A 16,201-nucleotide genomic window follows, 5' to 3' on the forward strand; every position below is an offset into this window, starting at 1 on the left:
GATGTCCCTCAGTCGCGTCTCGGTCACCGCGGTGCGCAATCTGCACCCGGTGACCTTCTCCCCCTCCCCCCGCATCAATATCCTCCATGGCGCCAACGGCAGTGGCAAAACCAGCGTGCTGGAAGCCATCCATTTGTTGGGGCTTGCCCGGTCTTTCCGCAGTGCTCGCCTGTTGCCGGTGATTCAATACGAACAACTGGCGTGTACGGTGTTTGGCCAGGTCGAGTTGGCTGAAGGTGGCCATAGCAGCCTGGGGATATCCCGTGATCGCGGGGGCGAGTTTCAGATCCGCATCGACGGGCAAAATGCTCGCAGCGCGGCGCAGTTGGCGGAAATCCTGCCGCTGCAACTGATCAACCCCGACAGTTTCCGTTTGCTCGAAGGCGCGCCGAAAATCCGTCGGCAGTTCCTCGATTGGGGAGTGTTCCACGTGGAACCGCGCTTCATGGCCACTTGGCAGCGCCTGCAGAAGGCCTTGCGGCAGCGGAACTCATGGCTGCGGCATGGTACACTTGACGCCGCGTCGCAAGCAGCCTGGGACCGGGAACTGTGCCTGGCCAGCGACGAAATAGATGAATACCGCCGCGCCTATATCAAAGCCTTGAAACCAGTCTTTGAGCAGACCTTGAGTGAGCTGTTGGACCTCGAAGGGCTGACGCTGAGCTACTACCGCGGTTGGGACAAAGAGCGTGAACTGAGTGCAGTGCTCGCCACGTCCTTGCAGCGGGATCAGCAAATCGGCCACACCCAGGCCGGCCCCCAGCGCGCTGATTTGCGTCTTAGGTTAGGCGCACATAATGCCGCGGATATCTTGTCCCGCGGCCAGCAGAAGCTGGTGGTATGTGCGTTGCGTATCGCCCAAGGGCATTTGGTTAGCCAGGCCCGGCGCGGTCAATGTATTTATCTGGTGGATGATTTGCCGTCAGAACTCGACGAGCAACACCGCCGAGCGTTATGCCGCTTGTTGGAAGACTTACGCTGCCAGGTGTTTATCACCTGTGTAGACCACGAATTATTGAGGGAAGGCTGGCAGACGGAAACGCCAGTCGCTTTGTTCCACGTGGAACAAGGCCGTATCACCCAGACCCACGACCATCGGGAGTGAAGGCATGAGCGAAGAAAACACGTACGACTCGACCAGCATTAAAGTGCTGAAAGGTTTGGATGCCGTACGCAAACGTCCCGGTATGTACATTGGCGACACCGATGATGGTAGCGGTCTGCACCACATGGTGTTCGAGGTGGTCGACAACTCCATCGACGAAGCTCTCGCCGGTCACTGCGACGACATCAGCATTATCATTCACCCGGATGAGTCCATCACCGTGCGCGACAACGGTCGTGGCATTCCGGTAGACGTGCATAAAGAAGAAGGCGTTTCGGCGGCAGAGGTCATCATGACCGTGCTCCACGCCGGCGGTAAGTTCGACGACAACTCGTACAAAGTATCCGGTGGTTTGCACGGCGTAGGTGTTTCCGTAGTAAACGCCCTCTCCGAATTGCTGGTGCTGACCGTGCGTCGCAGCGGCAAGATTTGGGAGCAGACCTACGTTCACGGTGTTCCGCAGGAACCGATGAAGGTTGTTGGCGAAAGCGAAACTACCGGTACCCAGATTCACTTCCGTCCTTCTGACGAAACCTTCAAGAACATCCACTTCAGCTGGGACATCCTGGCCAAGCGGATTCGTGAACTGTCCTTCCTCAACTCCGGTGTCGGCATCGTCCTCAAGGATGAGCGCAGCGGCAAGGAAGAGCTGTTCAAATACGAAGGCGGCCTGCGTGCGTTCGTTGAATACCTGAACACCAACAAGACTCCGGTCAACCAGGTGTTCCACTTCAACGTCCAGCGTGAAGACGGCATCGGCGTGGAAATCGCCCTGCAGTGGAACGACAGCTTCAACGAGAACCTGTTGTGCTTCACCAACAACATTCCGCAGCGCGACGGCGGTACTCACCTGGTGGGTTTCCGTTCCGCACTGACGCGTAACCTGAACACCTACATCGAAGCCGAAGGCCTGGCCAAGAAGCACAAAGTTGCCACCACCGGTGACGATGCGCGTGAAGGTCTGACTGCGATTATTTCGGTGAAAGTACCGGACCCTAAGTTCAGTTCCCAGACCAAAGACAAGCTGGTGTCTTCCGAAGTGAAGACCGCCGTGGAACAGGAGATGGGCAAGTACTTCTCCGATTTCCTGCTGGAAAACCCGAACGAAGCCAAGCTGGTTGTCGGCAAGATGATCGACGCAGCGCGTGCCCGTGAAGCCGCGCGTAAAGCCCGTGAGATGACCCGCCGCAAAGGCGCGCTGGACATCGCCGGCCTGCCGGGCAAACTGGCTGACTGCCAGGAGAAGGACCCTGCCCTTTCCGAGCTGTACCTGGTGGAAGGTGACTCTGCTGGCGGTTCCGCCAAGCAGGGCCGTAACCGTCGCACCCAGGCCATCCTGCCGTTGAAGGGTAAGATCCTCAACGTCGAGAAAGCACGCTTCGACAAGATGATTTCCTCCCAGGAAGTCGGCACCTTGATCACGGCGTTGGGCTGCGGTATCGGCCGCGACGAATACAACATCGACAAGCTGCGCTATCACAACATCATCATCATGACCGATGCTGACGTCGACGGTTCGCACATCCGTACCCTGCTGCTGACCTTCTTCTTCCGTCAGTTGCCGGAGCTGATCGAGCGCGGCTACATCTACATCGCCCAGCCGCCGTTGTACAAAGTCAAAAAGGGCAAGCAAGAGCAATACATCAAAGACGACGACGCCATGGAAGAGTACATGACGCAGTCGGCCCTGGAAGACGCCAGCCTGCACTTGAACGAAGAAGCACCGGGCATTTCCGGTGAGGCGCTGGAGCGTCTGGTCAACGACTTCCGCATGGTCATGAAGACGCTCAAGCGTCTGTCGCGCCTGTACCCTCAGGAACTGACCGAGCACTTCATCTACCTGCCGGCCGTGAGCCTGGAGCAGTTGGGCGATCACGCAGCGATGCAGGATTGGCTGGCCCAGTATGAAGTGCGTCTGCGCACCGTCGAGAAATCCGGCCTGGTGTACAAAGCCAGCCTGCGCGAAGACCGTGAACGTAACGTGTGGCTGCCCGAGGTCGAATTGATCTCCCACGGCCTGTCCAACTACGTCACCTTCAACCGCGACTTCTTCGGCAGCAACGACTACAAAACCGTGGTCACCCTGGGCGCACAACTGAGCACCCTGCTGGACGACGGCGCTTATATCCAACGTGGCGAACGCAAGAAGCAGGTCAGGGAATTCAAGGAAGCCCTTGACTGGCTGATGGCCGAAAGCACCAAGCGTCACACCATCCAGCGCTACAAAGGTCTGGGCGAGATGAACCCGGATCAACTGTGGGAAACCACCATGGACCCCGCTCAGCGCCGTATGCTGCGCGTGACCATCGAAGACGCCATCGGCGCAGACCAGATCTTCAACACCCTGATGGGTGATGCGGTCGAGCCTCGCCGTGACTTCATCGAGAGCAATGCTTTGGCGGTGTCTAACCTGGATTTCTGATCGGGTGTAGGAACTCACAAAAGCAGCTGACGTTCACACTATGCTGCTTTCGCCGCGCTACAAAAAGGCCAACCCCTGCGGGTTGGCCTTTTTTTGCCCGTATGTCCAGGAACGCGCGAGAGCTCTGCCAATTGGATTCACAGCGAGAGTTGCCGTAGTAGCGTAAAGGCCTGCTTCATTTGGTCTTCACTGACGACGAACGCACGTAGCTGCCCTGCCATGTCCAAACCTTTGGCTATCAGCCCCTGTGCCTCAAGGCTGATCTGCCATTGCAAGTCCTTGCGGCTGGTTTCTCCGGCCAGGTGCAGCGGCATTTCCGGAGTCTTGACCTTCACCAGCATCGCCGGGAACTTAACTTCCTCATTCCCACCCAGCACATTACGCGCCAGGGTCATGGCGCTTACCTGAATAGGTTGCAGAAACGGCAGTAGCTTGCCCTGGATTTGCGCGCAATCGCCAACGGCGAATATGCGTGGGTCAGAGGTACACATGCGTTCATCAACTTCAATGCCACGGTCCACTCGTAAGCCAGCCTGTGTGGCTAACGTCGTATCGGGTTTCAACCCAATTGAGGCAACGATCACATCGGCGCTGAGGTGTCGGCCGTTGGACAACGTCGCCAACAGGCCATCGTTTCTCTTTTCAATGGATACCAACGCCTGGTTAAACAGCATTTCCACACCCATCTGGCATAACCGGTGCTGCAGGCGGCTGCTCACCTCAACAGGAAGCAACGATGCGAGCAGGCTGCAGGACTTGTCCATCAGCACCACCTGCTTTCCGGCACGATTGATGTCCATCGCCAGTTCACTGCCAATCAAGCCGGCCCCGAGGATCAGTACGCTCTGTGCAGCCCGCAGTGCATGTTGTGCATGACGGTATTCCTGCTGACTGTTCAGAGTCACCATCCACTCCCGCCCGGGAATCGGCGGAACCATGGCTTGCGCCCCCGTGGCGAGAATCAGTTGGTCGTAGCTGAATGCCTCATTACCGGCGCTAACACGCTGGTTTTCGCGATCAATCGCAGTGAGCTGGCAGCACGAGTTCAGGGTCAACCGATACATCTCGGCAAACTCTGCCGCAGGCTGGCGAGTCATGTCGTCGGCAGTCTGATTGAGACTGACGACGTGACTCAGGTCGGGCTTGTTGTACTCATCGCAACTGTCTGCAGCGATCAATCGAATGGGCACCGCTGCATCGAGCCGGCGCAAGTTCTTGACCACCTGACGAGCCGCGAAGCCGGAGCCTACAATGACGATTTCCCGGTTCATGTCGCCTCCGAAGGCAGCTCATCGAACACGGATTTACCCATTGAACATTCAGGGCACAGGAAGTAATCAGGCACATCACACCAGGCCGTACCGGCCTGCACATCCTGCATCGGCTCGCCGATCGCGGGGTCGTAAATCCATTGGCAGACACTGCAGCGCGTGCGCAGGCCGTTGTCCGCGATGGGGTCTGCCTGGGCAGTTGCGGTGGCTGCAGCGGGTACGACATGTGCAGCCGTCGATGGATGCAGCGCCCATTGCCGAGCGATTTCGCGGCCATGAGCCCGGCAAACCTCAAGCGCGTCACCGTCCGGCCGCCACTTGGCTTTGAGCGCCAATGTGGTTTCAAAACCGGCGTCCATCAAGCGCGTCTGGATACGGTCTACCGCCCCGCCATTCCAGCCGTAACTGCCAAACGCCGAAGCCTTTTTGTCACGAAAACGCAGCCCGGTTATTTCCTCCAGCAGTGCGGCGACTTTCGGCATCATCACGTTGTTCATGGTGGACGAGCCCACCAAAACGCCTTTTGAGCGGAACACGTTGGTCAGAATCTCATTCTTGTCGTGGCGCGCGACGTTGAAAATCTTCACCGCCACACCTGGATCGACTTCGTGAATACCCTGCGCGATGGCATCGGCCATCATGCGGGTGTTGTTCGACATGGTGTCGTAGAACAGGGTGATGCGATCCTCCTGATAGTCCGCCGCCCATTCCAGATAGCGGTGCACGATCTGCGTCGGATTATCCCGCCACACCACGCCATGAGCGGTGGCAATCATATCGACCGGCAGGTTGAAACCGAGGATCTCGGTAATCTTGGCAATGACCAGGCGACTGAAGGGGGTGAGGATATTGGCGTAGTAGCGTTGGCACTGTTCGAACAGTTCGTTTTGATCCACTTCATCATTAAACAGGTGTTCGTCGCAGTAATGCTGGCCAAAGGCGTCGTTACTGAACAGAACGGCATCGCCGGTCATGTACGTCATCATGCTGTCCGGCCAATGCAGCATCGGGGTTTCCACGAAAACCAGCTGTTTGCCATTGCCGACATCCAGGGTGTCGCCGGTATGGACGACGTGGAAATTCCACTCGGGATGATGGTGATGACCGTTGATCGAGTCCACGCCATTGGCGGTGCAATAGATCGGCGTATTCGGGATCAGCGACATCAACTCTGTCAGCGCTCCTGCATGGTCCTCTTCCGCATGGTTGATGACGATACAGTCCAGCGTGTTCAGGTCGATTTCCATCGCCAGGTTCTGTATGAACTCCCGACTGAACCTGTGATCAACCGTATCAATCAGTACGGTCTTTTCTTCACGGATCAGGTAGCTGTTATAGCTGCTGCCTTTGTGGCATTTGTATTCTGTGCCATGAAAGTCCCGCACTTCCCAATCGCGCTGACCGACCCAATGAATGTTGTTTTTGACGTGAATTGACATGACCTACCTCGGTATAGAAATGATGTTCTACACCGAAGATGGCAACCTTCGTGCCACATAATAACTAGTTGATTTAAAAGGAAAAATAAAACAATGATTGTCAATATGACATTGCCAGACTATTGTCTTTATGACTAATTCATTGTCAAAGTGACAAACCATGAGTCTCTCCGTTGAATCCCTGGCACGCATCGCTATTGAGCTGCAAAGCGGCATTTCCCATCAGGACCGCTTTCAACGTCTGATCAATACCCTGCGCCAATTGCTGGGTTGCGACGCCTCTGCCTTGTTACGTTATGAACAGCGACTGTTCCGTCCGCTGGCGATCGATGGCCTGGCACCGGATGTTCTGGGGCGCCGCTTCAGCCTTGATGCACATCCGCGTCTGGAAGCCATCGCTCGCGCCGGTGACGTGGTGCGCTTTCCGGCAGAGAGTCATTTGCCTGATCCCTATGACGGCCTGATCCCGAGCCGGCAGGACCTCAAAGTACATGCCTGCATCGGGTTACCGTTGTTCGCGGACCAGACACTGATTGGCGCGCTGACGATCGATGGCATGGACCCGGCACAGTTTGATCACTTCAGCGACGAAGAGCTGCGACTGGTGGGCGCCCTCGCTTCTGCTGCCTTGACCAATGCGTTGCTGGTGGAGCAACTCGAGAGTCAGACCATTACGCCTCTCTCCATCAGTCATGTCCCGGCGGGCAAACCCGGCACCGAAATGGTCGGGCTCAGCGAGGTCATGCAACAGTTGAAAAGAGAGATCGAAATGGTGGCAGGTTCCGACCTGAACGTTTTGATCACTGGAGAAACCGGGGTCGGCAAGGAACTGGTCGCCAAGGCGATACATGAAGGTTCATCACGCGCCAGTCACCCTGTGGTCTATCTAAACTGCGCTGCGCTGCCGGAGTCAGTGGCTGAGAGTGAGTTGTTCGGCCATGTCAAAGGTGCCTTCACCGGGGCGATCCATCATCGCACCGGCAAGTTCGAAATGGCCGATAACGGCACACTGTTCCTCGACGAAATCGGTGAACTGTCGCTGAGCCTGCAAGCAAAACTGCTGCGGGTATTGCAATACGGCGACCTGCAACGGGTCGGTGACGATACCGTCTTGCGGGTCAACGTAAGGGTGCTTGCCGCGACCAATCGTGACCTGAAGCAGGAGGTGCTGAACAATCGCTTCCGGGTCGACCTGTTCCACCGTTTAAGCGTGTTCCCTGTGCATGTGCCACCACTGCGTGAGCGTGGGCAGGACATCACATTGCTAGCGGGTTTTTTCTGCGAGCAGAGCCGGGTACGCATGGGATTGCAACGGGTGGCGTTGGCTGCCGGTTGCCTGTCGTTGCTCAAGCAGTACTCGTGGCCAGGAAACGTTCGCGAACTGGAACATGCTGTTTATCGAGCGACAATCCTTGCTCGTGCGACCCAGCAAAGTGAAGAGCTGCTGCTGGAAGCACAGCATTTCAATCAAGTACCCGAACAGCTGGCGATACTGCCTGTTGCTGTGGATGTTCCTTCCAGCAGCGTTGGCCAATGCCTACGGGACGCGACGGATAGCTTCCAGCGTCAGCTGATTGAAAGCACGCTGAAAAATTGCGCAGATAACTGGTCTGCCTGTGCGCGAATGCTCGATATGGATGTGGCCAACCTGCACCGACTGGCGAAGCGGCTCGGTTTGAAATAACACTCGCGGCCGATCAGGGCTCAATGCAGGTCAGTCATGCTGACCCACATGTCGCCCTCGCCGCCAAGCTGTCCAGCATAAAACGCTATCGGATCTCGGGGGGAAGGCCGGCGCCCAGCGGTTGGGACGGCGGTTTCTGAATCTGCAGGTGTAGAGAAGAAAACCCGCCGGCAGGGAAAAACGCGTTCACTGGTTCTTTATCCGGCGCCAGCGTAATCCGGCTGGTGCGTCCAAGCAGTTCTTCCATCACGATCCGTAGCTCCAGTCTGGCAAGCGGCGCACCGGGGCAGACATGAATGCCGGCGCCATAGAGCAGGTTCAACTCGGGATCGCGATCGAGGCGCAATTCATCGGGATCTCCAAAGACCGCTTCGTCCCGATTGGCAGACGCCCAGTTGAGGGCAATACGCGAACCCTTCGCCAGCGTGCGCCCGCCCAGCGTGACCTCTTTCGTAGTCACCCGACGGTTCATGATCAGTGGTGCATGAATACGCAGTATTTCATCAATGGCGACAGGTAACAGCGCGGGTTGTTCGCGCAATCGCTGCTGCCACCCGAAGTTGGTCGCCAGATAGTGCGCAAGAATGCCGACCGAGGCGGAAATGGTTCCGAGTTCGCCGACTGTCCAGTTACGTAGAATGCTGACGATCTCGTCGTCCGTCAGGGGCCTTCCCAAGGACTGGTCGCGTAGCAAGAGGGTCGTGATGTCATGCGACGCAGCAGCGCCAGCGGTACGGCGCACGTCCAGCAGATCCTTGATGTAACCGTCAAACTCAAGGGCCACGGCACTCAGGGCCGCCTCGTCTCTGGACAGCGTGGCCGAGTGATTCTTCAGCGTCCACAGGCGCAGCGGTTCATGAAAATCCGCCGGCCAACCCAGCCAGGCACACTGGATCTGCAACGCAAAGATCTGGGCAAATTCGCCGATCAGTTCTGCACGGCCTTCATCCGGTAATGCCTGCACCAGACGAACCGCTATGTCACGGCACGTCGGCGCAAAGGCATCCATATGCTCCGGGCTGAAATAACGCTCGATGAGGTTCCGGTACGCCGTATGTTCGGGCGGATCCATTCCGTTGGGGACCGCGGGGAAACGCGAGACGGCATTGCTGAAGGTTTCATGATCGTTAAGTACGCGCAGCACATCCGCATGCCTGAATAACGACGTATAGCCATATTGACTGTGTGCGACCGGGCAACGGTGGCGCATGTCGTCATAGGCTGTCGTCTGATCCTTTAATACGGCTTCAGACCTGGGATCCCAATCCGGTAGCGATTTCTTGTCCATCGTTTACTCCATAAACCCGTCCCGCTGAGAACCCGGAAACAAGGAAGCAAGGTTTGTCGGCCTACTTGTACTCGGTCGGGACATGTAGGAAATACCCGCTAGACTGAAACCATGCACGACGTCCCTACGTCGGCATCACTTGGGTGAAGTCTGTACGGGCCTATAGGGAAGATCGGGCTATTAGCTAGCCAGGGGGGTTGTGATGAGTAAGCTTCAGCAGTGGGTAAACTCGCAGGGCAGCACTGCGCTGTGGGTGGTGTTCTGGCTCTATGGGGTAGTGCTCAGCAATGTACTGTTTGGCCTGATTCTGGTCGCCTTCAACAAAGTTGCACCCTCCCTGTTTGGTCTAATGCTGCTGGGTTTTGTGGCCTACACCGCGTGCATGCTCAATGCGGTATGGCGCAATGCGGATAATGTCAGTGACCCCCTCTACGGTCAGATCGCTCGTTTCCTCACGGTGGCCTGGTCGATCAACGCGGTATTGGTTTCGGGCTTTCTCTTCCTGGGCCATCTGAATGCCGTTGCCCTTCCCCTGCCGCTGCCTTTTTGATTCCAGATAACCAGGGCGCTCAATGTGGGGTTTGAACGTTAAAGCCCAAGTCATTGCGCCGTTGCGATTATCGCGCCAATTGATTGTCTGCATAGTTGATCAATATCAATTCCATTATTTCTGTCGATCGCCATCACCGTTTCAACGCTATCTCAAGTGCAATAACTCGATCTTCGCTCATGAGGCATAGCGGCTCTGTAGAACGTTGAGCGCTGTTCAACCCCTCCCTTCAAGAAATTGCCTCAACCGGCGATAGGAAGTCATATTGACTATTTCTTTGTCATTATGACCTTTTTCGAGTTAGGTCATAATGACAGTGTTGTTATTTAACTAGTTGATATTAAACAATAAAATTGTTGGCCCGGTTTGTGTATTAGGTAATGAACTTAACGCAAACCCCAAAGGGACAATCTCATGACTCGTACAATCGCGCTCAGTTTCACCCTGTGTACACTGCTGTCTCCGCTATGCCAGGCAGACCAGATAATCCGTGTAGTCCCCGACACAACTGCCGGCAAGGGGGTCGGCGTTTTGACCGGAATGATGGTTGGCGCGGTAGGCGGTCCGATTGGAGCATTAGTCGGCGCAGCTGGCGGTTTTTTCGCCGGCAGCGCGGTGCAAGGAGGCATTGGCAAGTCTGAAACCGCTTATGAAGTGAAAAACGCGCAAGGCGAGATTAGTACGGTGCGCTCACCCAATGGGCGTTTTGAAGTCGGGCAACAGGTCACGCGTAAAGGTGTGCGACTGGTGGCATCTGAGGAGTAAGAGGCTCCCGTCTGCGTCTTCCCAAGCATTCCAGGCCCTCCGTGGAGTTGCACACATAGATGGTTCGGCTAATCCTCATCGATTAGCTGAACATCACGAAAAGAGCCCGCCAAATCGCGGGCTTTTTTTGCATTCGATCCGGGTTTTTATTACGTGACCTTCCCCACTCCAATCTGCCTGATTGGGGTGTTTTTCTGGATTATTCATCCAGTCATCCACGGTTTATCGCCGCGTTGAAGCGGCCTAATCTCAATTCTCCAACGATTCGTGAAGGAGATTCCCCATGGCAGACCATTCCATTAAAGGCAAAGTCGTTCTCATCGCGGGTGGCGCGAAGAACCTTGGCGGTCTCATCGCCCGTGACATGGCCGCACAGGGTGCCAAGGCTGTTGCGATCCATTACAACAGCGCCGCGTCCAAGGTTGATGCCGATGCCACGGTCGCCGCCGTTCAGGCCTGCGGCGCACAGGCCGTCGCGCTTCAGGGGGATCTGACGACGACCGGCGCCATCGAGAAGTTGTTCGCCGATACCATCGCCGCGGTCGGCAAACCCGACATCGCCATCAACACCGTTGGCAAGGTGCTCAAAAAGCCGATGGCCGAGGTGAGTGAAGCTGAATACGACGAGATGAGCGCGGTCAACTCCAAGACCGCTTTCTTCTTCCTCAAGGAAGCGGGCAAGCACCTCAACGACCATGGCAAGATCTGCACGATAGTGACGTCGCTGCTGGGCGCCTTCACGCCGTTCTATGCCGCCTATGCCGGCACCAAGGCGCCGGTCGAACACTACACCCGAGCGGCCTCCAAGGAATTGGGCGCCCGCGGTATTTCGGTGACAGCGGTCGGTCCGGGGCCGATGGATACGCCGTTCTTCTACCCGGCCGAAGGCGCCGACGCGGTGGCCTATCACAAGACCGCCGCCGCGCTCTCGGCGTTCAGCAAAACAGGCCTGACCGACATCGAGGACGTGGTGCCTTTCATTCGCCATCTGGTCAGTGACGGCTGGTGGATCACCGGCCAGACCATTCTCATCAATGGTGGGTACACCACCAAGTAAATCCATTATCCGCAGTGTGATCTTCGTCGCCATCCGCTGCTGGGGCGCCGTACAATCGACGCAGAGCAGGCGCCCCTGGGCAGGCTGACGTCGGGACCATCGGCAGGGCAGATCATGGACAGATTCGACCAGTACCGCGTATTCGCCAAAGTGGCCGAGATGGGCAGCTTCATCAAAGCTGCCAACGCGCTGGAGATGCCACGAGCGTCGGTGTCTGCGGCCATCCAGCAGTTAGAGGCTCAGCTGGGCGTGCGCCTGCTGCATCGCACGACGCGGCAGGTACGGCTGACACCCGATGGGGAGCAATTGCTCAGCCGTGTGCGCCCGGTGTTGTGCAACGTCGAAGACATCGACCAGTTATTCCAGGCCAGCCAGCGGCAAGTCTCCGGCCGGCTGATCATCGATGTGCCCAGCCGCATTGCCCGCCGCGTCATCGCGCCAGCGCTGCCCGGCCTGTTGCGTTGTCATCCCCTGCTTCAATTGATTTTGGGTTCGACCGACCGGGCCATCGATCTGGTGCAGGAAGGTGTGGACTGCGCGGTGCGCGTTGGCGCACTGCATGACAGCAGTCTTGTGGTGCGGCCGCTGGGTCAGATTGCCTTGATCAATTGTGCGAGCCCGGCCTATCTGCTTGAGCATGGAGAGCCTCAGCAGCCTGCGCAGCTACTCGACGGACATTGGACCATCGGCTATGCGTCGCCGAAGTCGGGCAAGGAACTGCCTTGGGAATACCTGTCCGGCGACGGCAGCGTGCAGCGGTTCGACGTGCCGAGCCGGGTGATCGTGAACAATGCCGAAAGCTATATCGCTTGCTGCCTTGCAGGGTTGGGGTTGATCCAGATCCCGCGCTTTGACGTCCAACACCTGCTGGACTCACGACAACTGGTGGAGGTCATGTCGAGTTACTGTGCCGCTTCGATGCCGGTATCCCTGCTCTACCCGCACCGCCGGCAGCGTTCGCAGCGACTGGATGTGTTCCACGAGTGGTTCGAGGCATTGATGCGGCCGTATTTAGATAGCCGCCACGTCCCTCTGCATCAATAAAGCCAAATGCTCCACGTGGAACATCGGCATTTTTAACCCGCTGAGGCGGCCGCCACACTCTCCAACCGGTAGCCGTATCCATAGATCGTCAACAACTGCCAACCCCGATCCGCGGTTAACCCCAGCTTGTTCCGCAGCCGATAGATATGTGTGTCCAGCGGCCGCGACGAGACCATTTCTTCATGGCTCCAGAACCGCTCATACAGATACTCGCGAGACAACGGCCGCGCCAGGTTGGCGAACAGGCAACTGGCCAGGCGGTATTCACGTTCGGTCAGGTTGATCGGTTTGCCCGCGCGGGTGACGGTCAGTTCGGCGTCGTCAAAGGTCAGGTCGTTGAAACTTTGCACTTCAGACGTCGCCGACTTTTGCAGACCGTGGCGGCGCAGGACGGCGTTGACCCGGGCTTTGAGTTCATTCGGGCGAAAGGGTTTACTGACGTAATCGTCGGCGCCGCTGTTCAGGGCGGTGACGATATCGCTTTCGGCATCGCGGCTGGTGAGCATGATCACCGCCGGAGGCGATTCCATGTGTTCACGGGTCCAGCGCAGCAAGGCGATGCCGCTGATGTCGGGCAGCTGCCAGTCGAGGATCAGCAGGTCGAAGGTTTCCCGGCGCAGTTGGCGCAGCAGGTCTTCACCGCGTTCGAAGCAATGCACAGACCAGGGCTGTTCCAGGTTGCTGGGAATCTGTCGCAGTGTCTGTTCCACCCGCTGCAATTCAGCGGGTTCGTCATCCAGTATTGCGACACGCATGGGTGGGTCCTTTCTACTTGGAAATATTTCAGCTGTCGGCCGGTCGAAGAGCGGGCGTCCTTGCTGCGCAGATGCCAGTCATTGAATCTGAAGAATTGTGCTCAGATTCAACGACCCTTTGGATCTCTCGGTACGCTGATATCAAAGGGCCGTTAACGCTTTGAAAAACCATGCGACTCAGGGGGAAAGATACCGACTCCCGCGCGTAAGGAAAAGGATCAGTGCCGCTGGCATTGCATAGCCGTGCGGGTAGCTGATACTGCGCCCCGATGTACGGTATGTTTCAACGAACGCACTCAGGAAAACCCCCGGGGCGATCAAAATGAGCTTCACTGGGTTCAGCACCACACCGCGCACCACCTGGAGGGAGAAACCGGGTCTATGACATCTTCAACTGTCCATTTTCAGCAGCGGTGCGGGTTCCTGGCGGTCGCCCTGTGATGCTGTGGCGCAAGGCCGAAAAACGCCAGCCCACCCAGGCGCAGTTGTTGTTCCATGGTCTGTTTCGGGAGTGGCTGTGGATTGGCCTGGTGTTGCTGCCCTTTACTGCATATTTGTCCTTAAGTGCGGGCCTGGCCTTCAATAACCCGCTGTATGACGACCTGCGCCGCCTGACCCCTCTGCCGGTCGATCCACGCATTTTGCTGGTGACCATCGATGACCAGAGCCTGAAAAAGCTCGGCCAATGGCCATGGCCGCGCAGCCTGCATGCCGACGTCATCAACCGTCTGAGCGCTGCCCAACCCACGGGTATCTTGTTCGATGTGATCTTCAGTGAGCCGCGCAACGCCACGGATGACCAGCGCCTGGCCAATGCCGTGTGCAACGCCGGGAATGTTTTGCTTCCCCTGGAACGCGATGGCGGCGCGAGCCAGCCGGGCGAACAACTGTTGCCGCTGCTCAATTGCGCCAAGGGGCTGGGCCATATCAACGTCGAAGCAGACAGCGACGGTGCCGTCCGCAGCCTGTATCTGCGTGAAGGCCCGCCTGGGAACACCCTGCCGCAGTTGGCATGGCTGGCGTATACGTTGAGTGGGCAAACCGCGCAAATGCCGGGACGCAGCGAACAACCCAACAGTCAGCGCTGGCATCGGGAATATAGAGTTCGCGTCCCGTCCACGTCTGAGCCGCATGGGTTTCCCAGTGTGTCCTACGCCAGCGTATTGCACGGCGAAGTGCCGGCCGAATTGCTGCGCGACCGCCTGATCCTGGTGGGCGCCAGCGCCTATGGGCTGGGGGACCGTTTTGTGACGCCGCTCTCCTCCACTCCGGATACCACCGCCGGTGTGGAAATCCAGGCCAATGTGCTCAACGGTTTGCTGCAGGAGCGCAGCATCGTCGACCTCCCCGGCTGGCTCGCGGCACTGATCGCCACGGCCTGGGTGGCGTTGTTGCTCGGCCTTTTGCTGTACCGCCCACGCTACGCGCTGTGGATGACCTTGGGTTGCATGGCCGGCGCGTTGCTCGGCGCGTGGGCGCTGTTACGCCTTGGCCATTGGTGGTCGCCCGCGGCTTGCCTGATCGGTATGTTGCTCAGCTACCTGATCTGGAACTGGCGCCGCCTGAGCGTGATCCTTGCCTACTTTGGCTGGGAACTGGCGCGCCTGGACAACGAACCCAAGGTGCTGCCCGAACGCCGCCGAGCGCCCGCGAACAAAGGCGATGTGTTGCAAGGGCGCATCTTTGCCCTGGAGCAGGCCGTCAGCCGCACCCGTGACACCCGACGCTTCATGGCCGATGGCCTTGAGTGCCTGCCGGTGGCGACCCTGATTACCGACCCGCGGGGCAACATCCTGTTGGCCAACCGTATTGCCCGTGAAGTATTCGGCAATGACCTGGTCAACCAAAACCTGCTCGAACAGCTCGCCGACCTGGGTTATCCACCCCTGCATAACGGCGTGCGCCCCGCCCTGTCCGCCCTGGAAATCGTCGAGTTCCGGGACATCCACCAACGCAGCCTGCGCATGGAAATCGCACCCTTGCTGCCCGCCGAAGGCGATGTCGCCCTCGGCTGGCTGCTCAGCCTGACCGACTTGAGCAAGGAGCGCGAAGCCCAGCAACACCGCGAAACCATGCTGCGCTTCCTGTCCCACGACCTGCGTGCGCCGCACTCGGCGATCCTCGCGTTGCTGGATGTGCATAACGCGGAGTCGCCGGTGTTTGCCCAGATCGAGCAGCAGGTTCGACGCGCATTGAGCCTCACCGAATCGTTCGTACAACTGGCGAAAGCCGAGGCTGACGGCTACCACTTCCAGCCAAGCCTGTTTGCCATGCTGGTGATGGATGCGTTAGATCAGGTGGCGGTGATTGCGCAGCTCAAGGGCATCCAGTTGATCCACGACCTGGATGAAGCGGATGAAGGCATGGTGTCGGCCGATCAATCCCTGCTCACCCGCGCGTTGTTCAACGTGCTGGAGAACGCGATCAAATACTCGCCGGCCGGCACCACCGTGAGGTTGAGCCACGGCAGCGCGCAAGGTTGGCTGGAGTGTCGCATCAGCGACCAGGGCCCGGGCATTGCGGCAAAGGACTTGCCGGAACTGTTCAGCCAGTACCGCCGCTTCGATTCTGCCCAGGGCAGCGAAGGCCTTGGGTTGGGCCTGACCATGGTCAAGGCCGTTGTGGAGCGGCACGGTGGCCGTATCTGTTGCGAAAGCGTGGTGGGCAAGGGCACCACATTCACCCTGCAGCTGCCCCAGTTGGAAGACTGACAACACGTGCTTTTGCGCTGTGTATAAAAAACCGGTCTCAAGGACCGGTTTTTTTATCCAAAAAAAACTTATGCACGTTTTTAGTATTTTTATGAGATCAGGAAATATCT

General features: G+C 57.8%; 12 protein-coding genes. 8 read left to right on the forward strand and 4 right to left on the reverse strand.

What is annotated here, in order from left to right; translation table 11 throughout:
- Window position 1: 1 nt before the first annotated feature.
- Entirely contained in the window at window positions 2–1,105 is a 1,104-nt protein-coding gene (gene recF / locus INT12_RS06730; RefSeq protein ID WP_010565854.1) for a DNA replication/repair protein RecF, read from the forward strand.
- 4 nt (window positions 1,106–1,109) lie between these two features.
- Window positions 1,110–3,527 carry a DNA topoisomerase (ATP-hydrolyzing) subunit B gene (gyrB, locus tag INT12_RS06735; RefSeq protein ID WP_017848946.1) on the forward strand — a complete coding sequence of 806 codons (2,418 nt, stop codon included), beginning with the start codon at window positions 1,110–1,112 and terminating at the stop codon, window positions 3,525–3,527.
- 137 nt (window positions 3,528–3,664) lie between these two features.
- On the opposite strand, the gene norW is transcribed toward gyrB, so the two are convergent.
- Complete coding sequence (gene norW, locus INT12_RS06740) at window positions 3,665–4,798, reverse strand: NADH:flavorubredoxin reductase NorW (RefSeq protein WP_193039960.1); 1,134 nt, start codon at window positions 4,796–4,798, stop codon at window positions 3,665–3,667.
- A complete protein-coding gene (gene norV, locus INT12_RS06745) occupies window positions 4,795–6,237 on the reverse strand; it encodes an anaerobic nitric oxide reductase flavorubredoxin (RefSeq protein WP_193039961.1) in 1,443 nt (480 codons plus the stop codon). Before norV ends, norW begins: the two co-directional genes overlap by 4 nt.
- Before the next feature lie 160 nt (window positions 6,238–6,397).
- Between norV and norR the strand changes: the two genes are divergently transcribed.
- A complete protein-coding gene (norR, locus tag INT12_RS06750) occupies window positions 6,398–7,921 on the forward strand; it encodes a nitric oxide reductase transcriptional regulator NorR (protein WP_046381570.1) in 1,524 nt (507 codons plus the stop codon).
- Between the two features lie 85 nt (window positions 7,922–8,006).
- On the opposite strand, the gene INT12_RS06755 is transcribed toward norR, so the two are convergent.
- Entirely contained in the window at window positions 8,007–9,209 is a 1,203-nt protein-coding gene (locus INT12_RS06755) for a cytochrome P450 (protein WP_057004921.1), read from the reverse strand.
- A gap of 202 nt (window positions 9,210–9,411) precedes the next feature.
- Between INT12_RS06755 and INT12_RS06760 the strand changes: the two genes are divergently transcribed.
- From INT12_RS06760 to INT12_RS06775, 4 genes are all read left to right on the forward strand, one after another.
- Window positions 9,412–9,759, forward strand: a complete 348-nt coding sequence (locus tag INT12_RS06760) for a hypothetical protein (protein ID WP_017848951.1) — start codon at window positions 9,412–9,414, stop codon at window positions 9,757–9,759.
- A 414-nt stretch (window positions 9,760–10,173) separates the two neighbouring features.
- On the forward strand, window positions 10,174–10,524 hold the full coding sequence (locus INT12_RS06765) for a hypothetical protein (RefSeq protein WP_046381569.1): 351 nt from the start codon (window positions 10,174–10,176) through the stop codon (window positions 10,522–10,524).
- Window positions 10,525–10,807: 283 nt separating this feature from the next.
- Entirely contained in the window at window positions 10,808–11,581 is a 774-nt protein-coding gene (locus INT12_RS06770) for an SDR family oxidoreductase (RefSeq protein WP_193039962.1), read from the forward strand.
- Between the two features lie 114 nt (window positions 11,582–11,695).
- On the forward strand, window positions 11,696–12,625 hold the full coding sequence (locus INT12_RS06775; protein WP_017848954.1) for a LysR family transcriptional regulator: 930 nt from the start codon (window positions 11,696–11,698) through the stop codon (window positions 12,623–12,625).
- 32 nt (window positions 12,626–12,657) lie between these two features.
- Here INT12_RS06775 and INT12_RS06780 read toward each other — a convergent pair whose 3' ends face one another.
- Window positions 12,658–13,380 (reverse strand): response regulator transcription factor, encoded by a 723-nt coding sequence (locus tag INT12_RS06780; protein WP_017848955.1) that lies wholly within the window; start codon window positions 13,378–13,380, stop codon window positions 12,658–12,660.
- Between the two features lie 437 nt (window positions 13,381–13,817).
- Between INT12_RS06780 and INT12_RS06785 the strand changes: the two genes are divergently transcribed.
- On the forward strand, window positions 13,818–16,091 hold the full coding sequence (locus INT12_RS06785; RefSeq protein WP_193039964.1) for a CHASE2 domain-containing protein: 2,274 nt from the start codon (window positions 13,818–13,820) through the stop codon (window positions 16,089–16,091).
- The last annotated feature ends 110 nt before the right edge of the window (window positions 16,092–16,201 follow it).

Source organism: Pseudomonas sp. K8 (assembly GCF_014889455.1).
GTDB lineage: Bacteria > Pseudomonadota > Gammaproteobacteria > Pseudomonadales > Pseudomonadaceae > Aquipseudomonas > Aquipseudomonas veronii.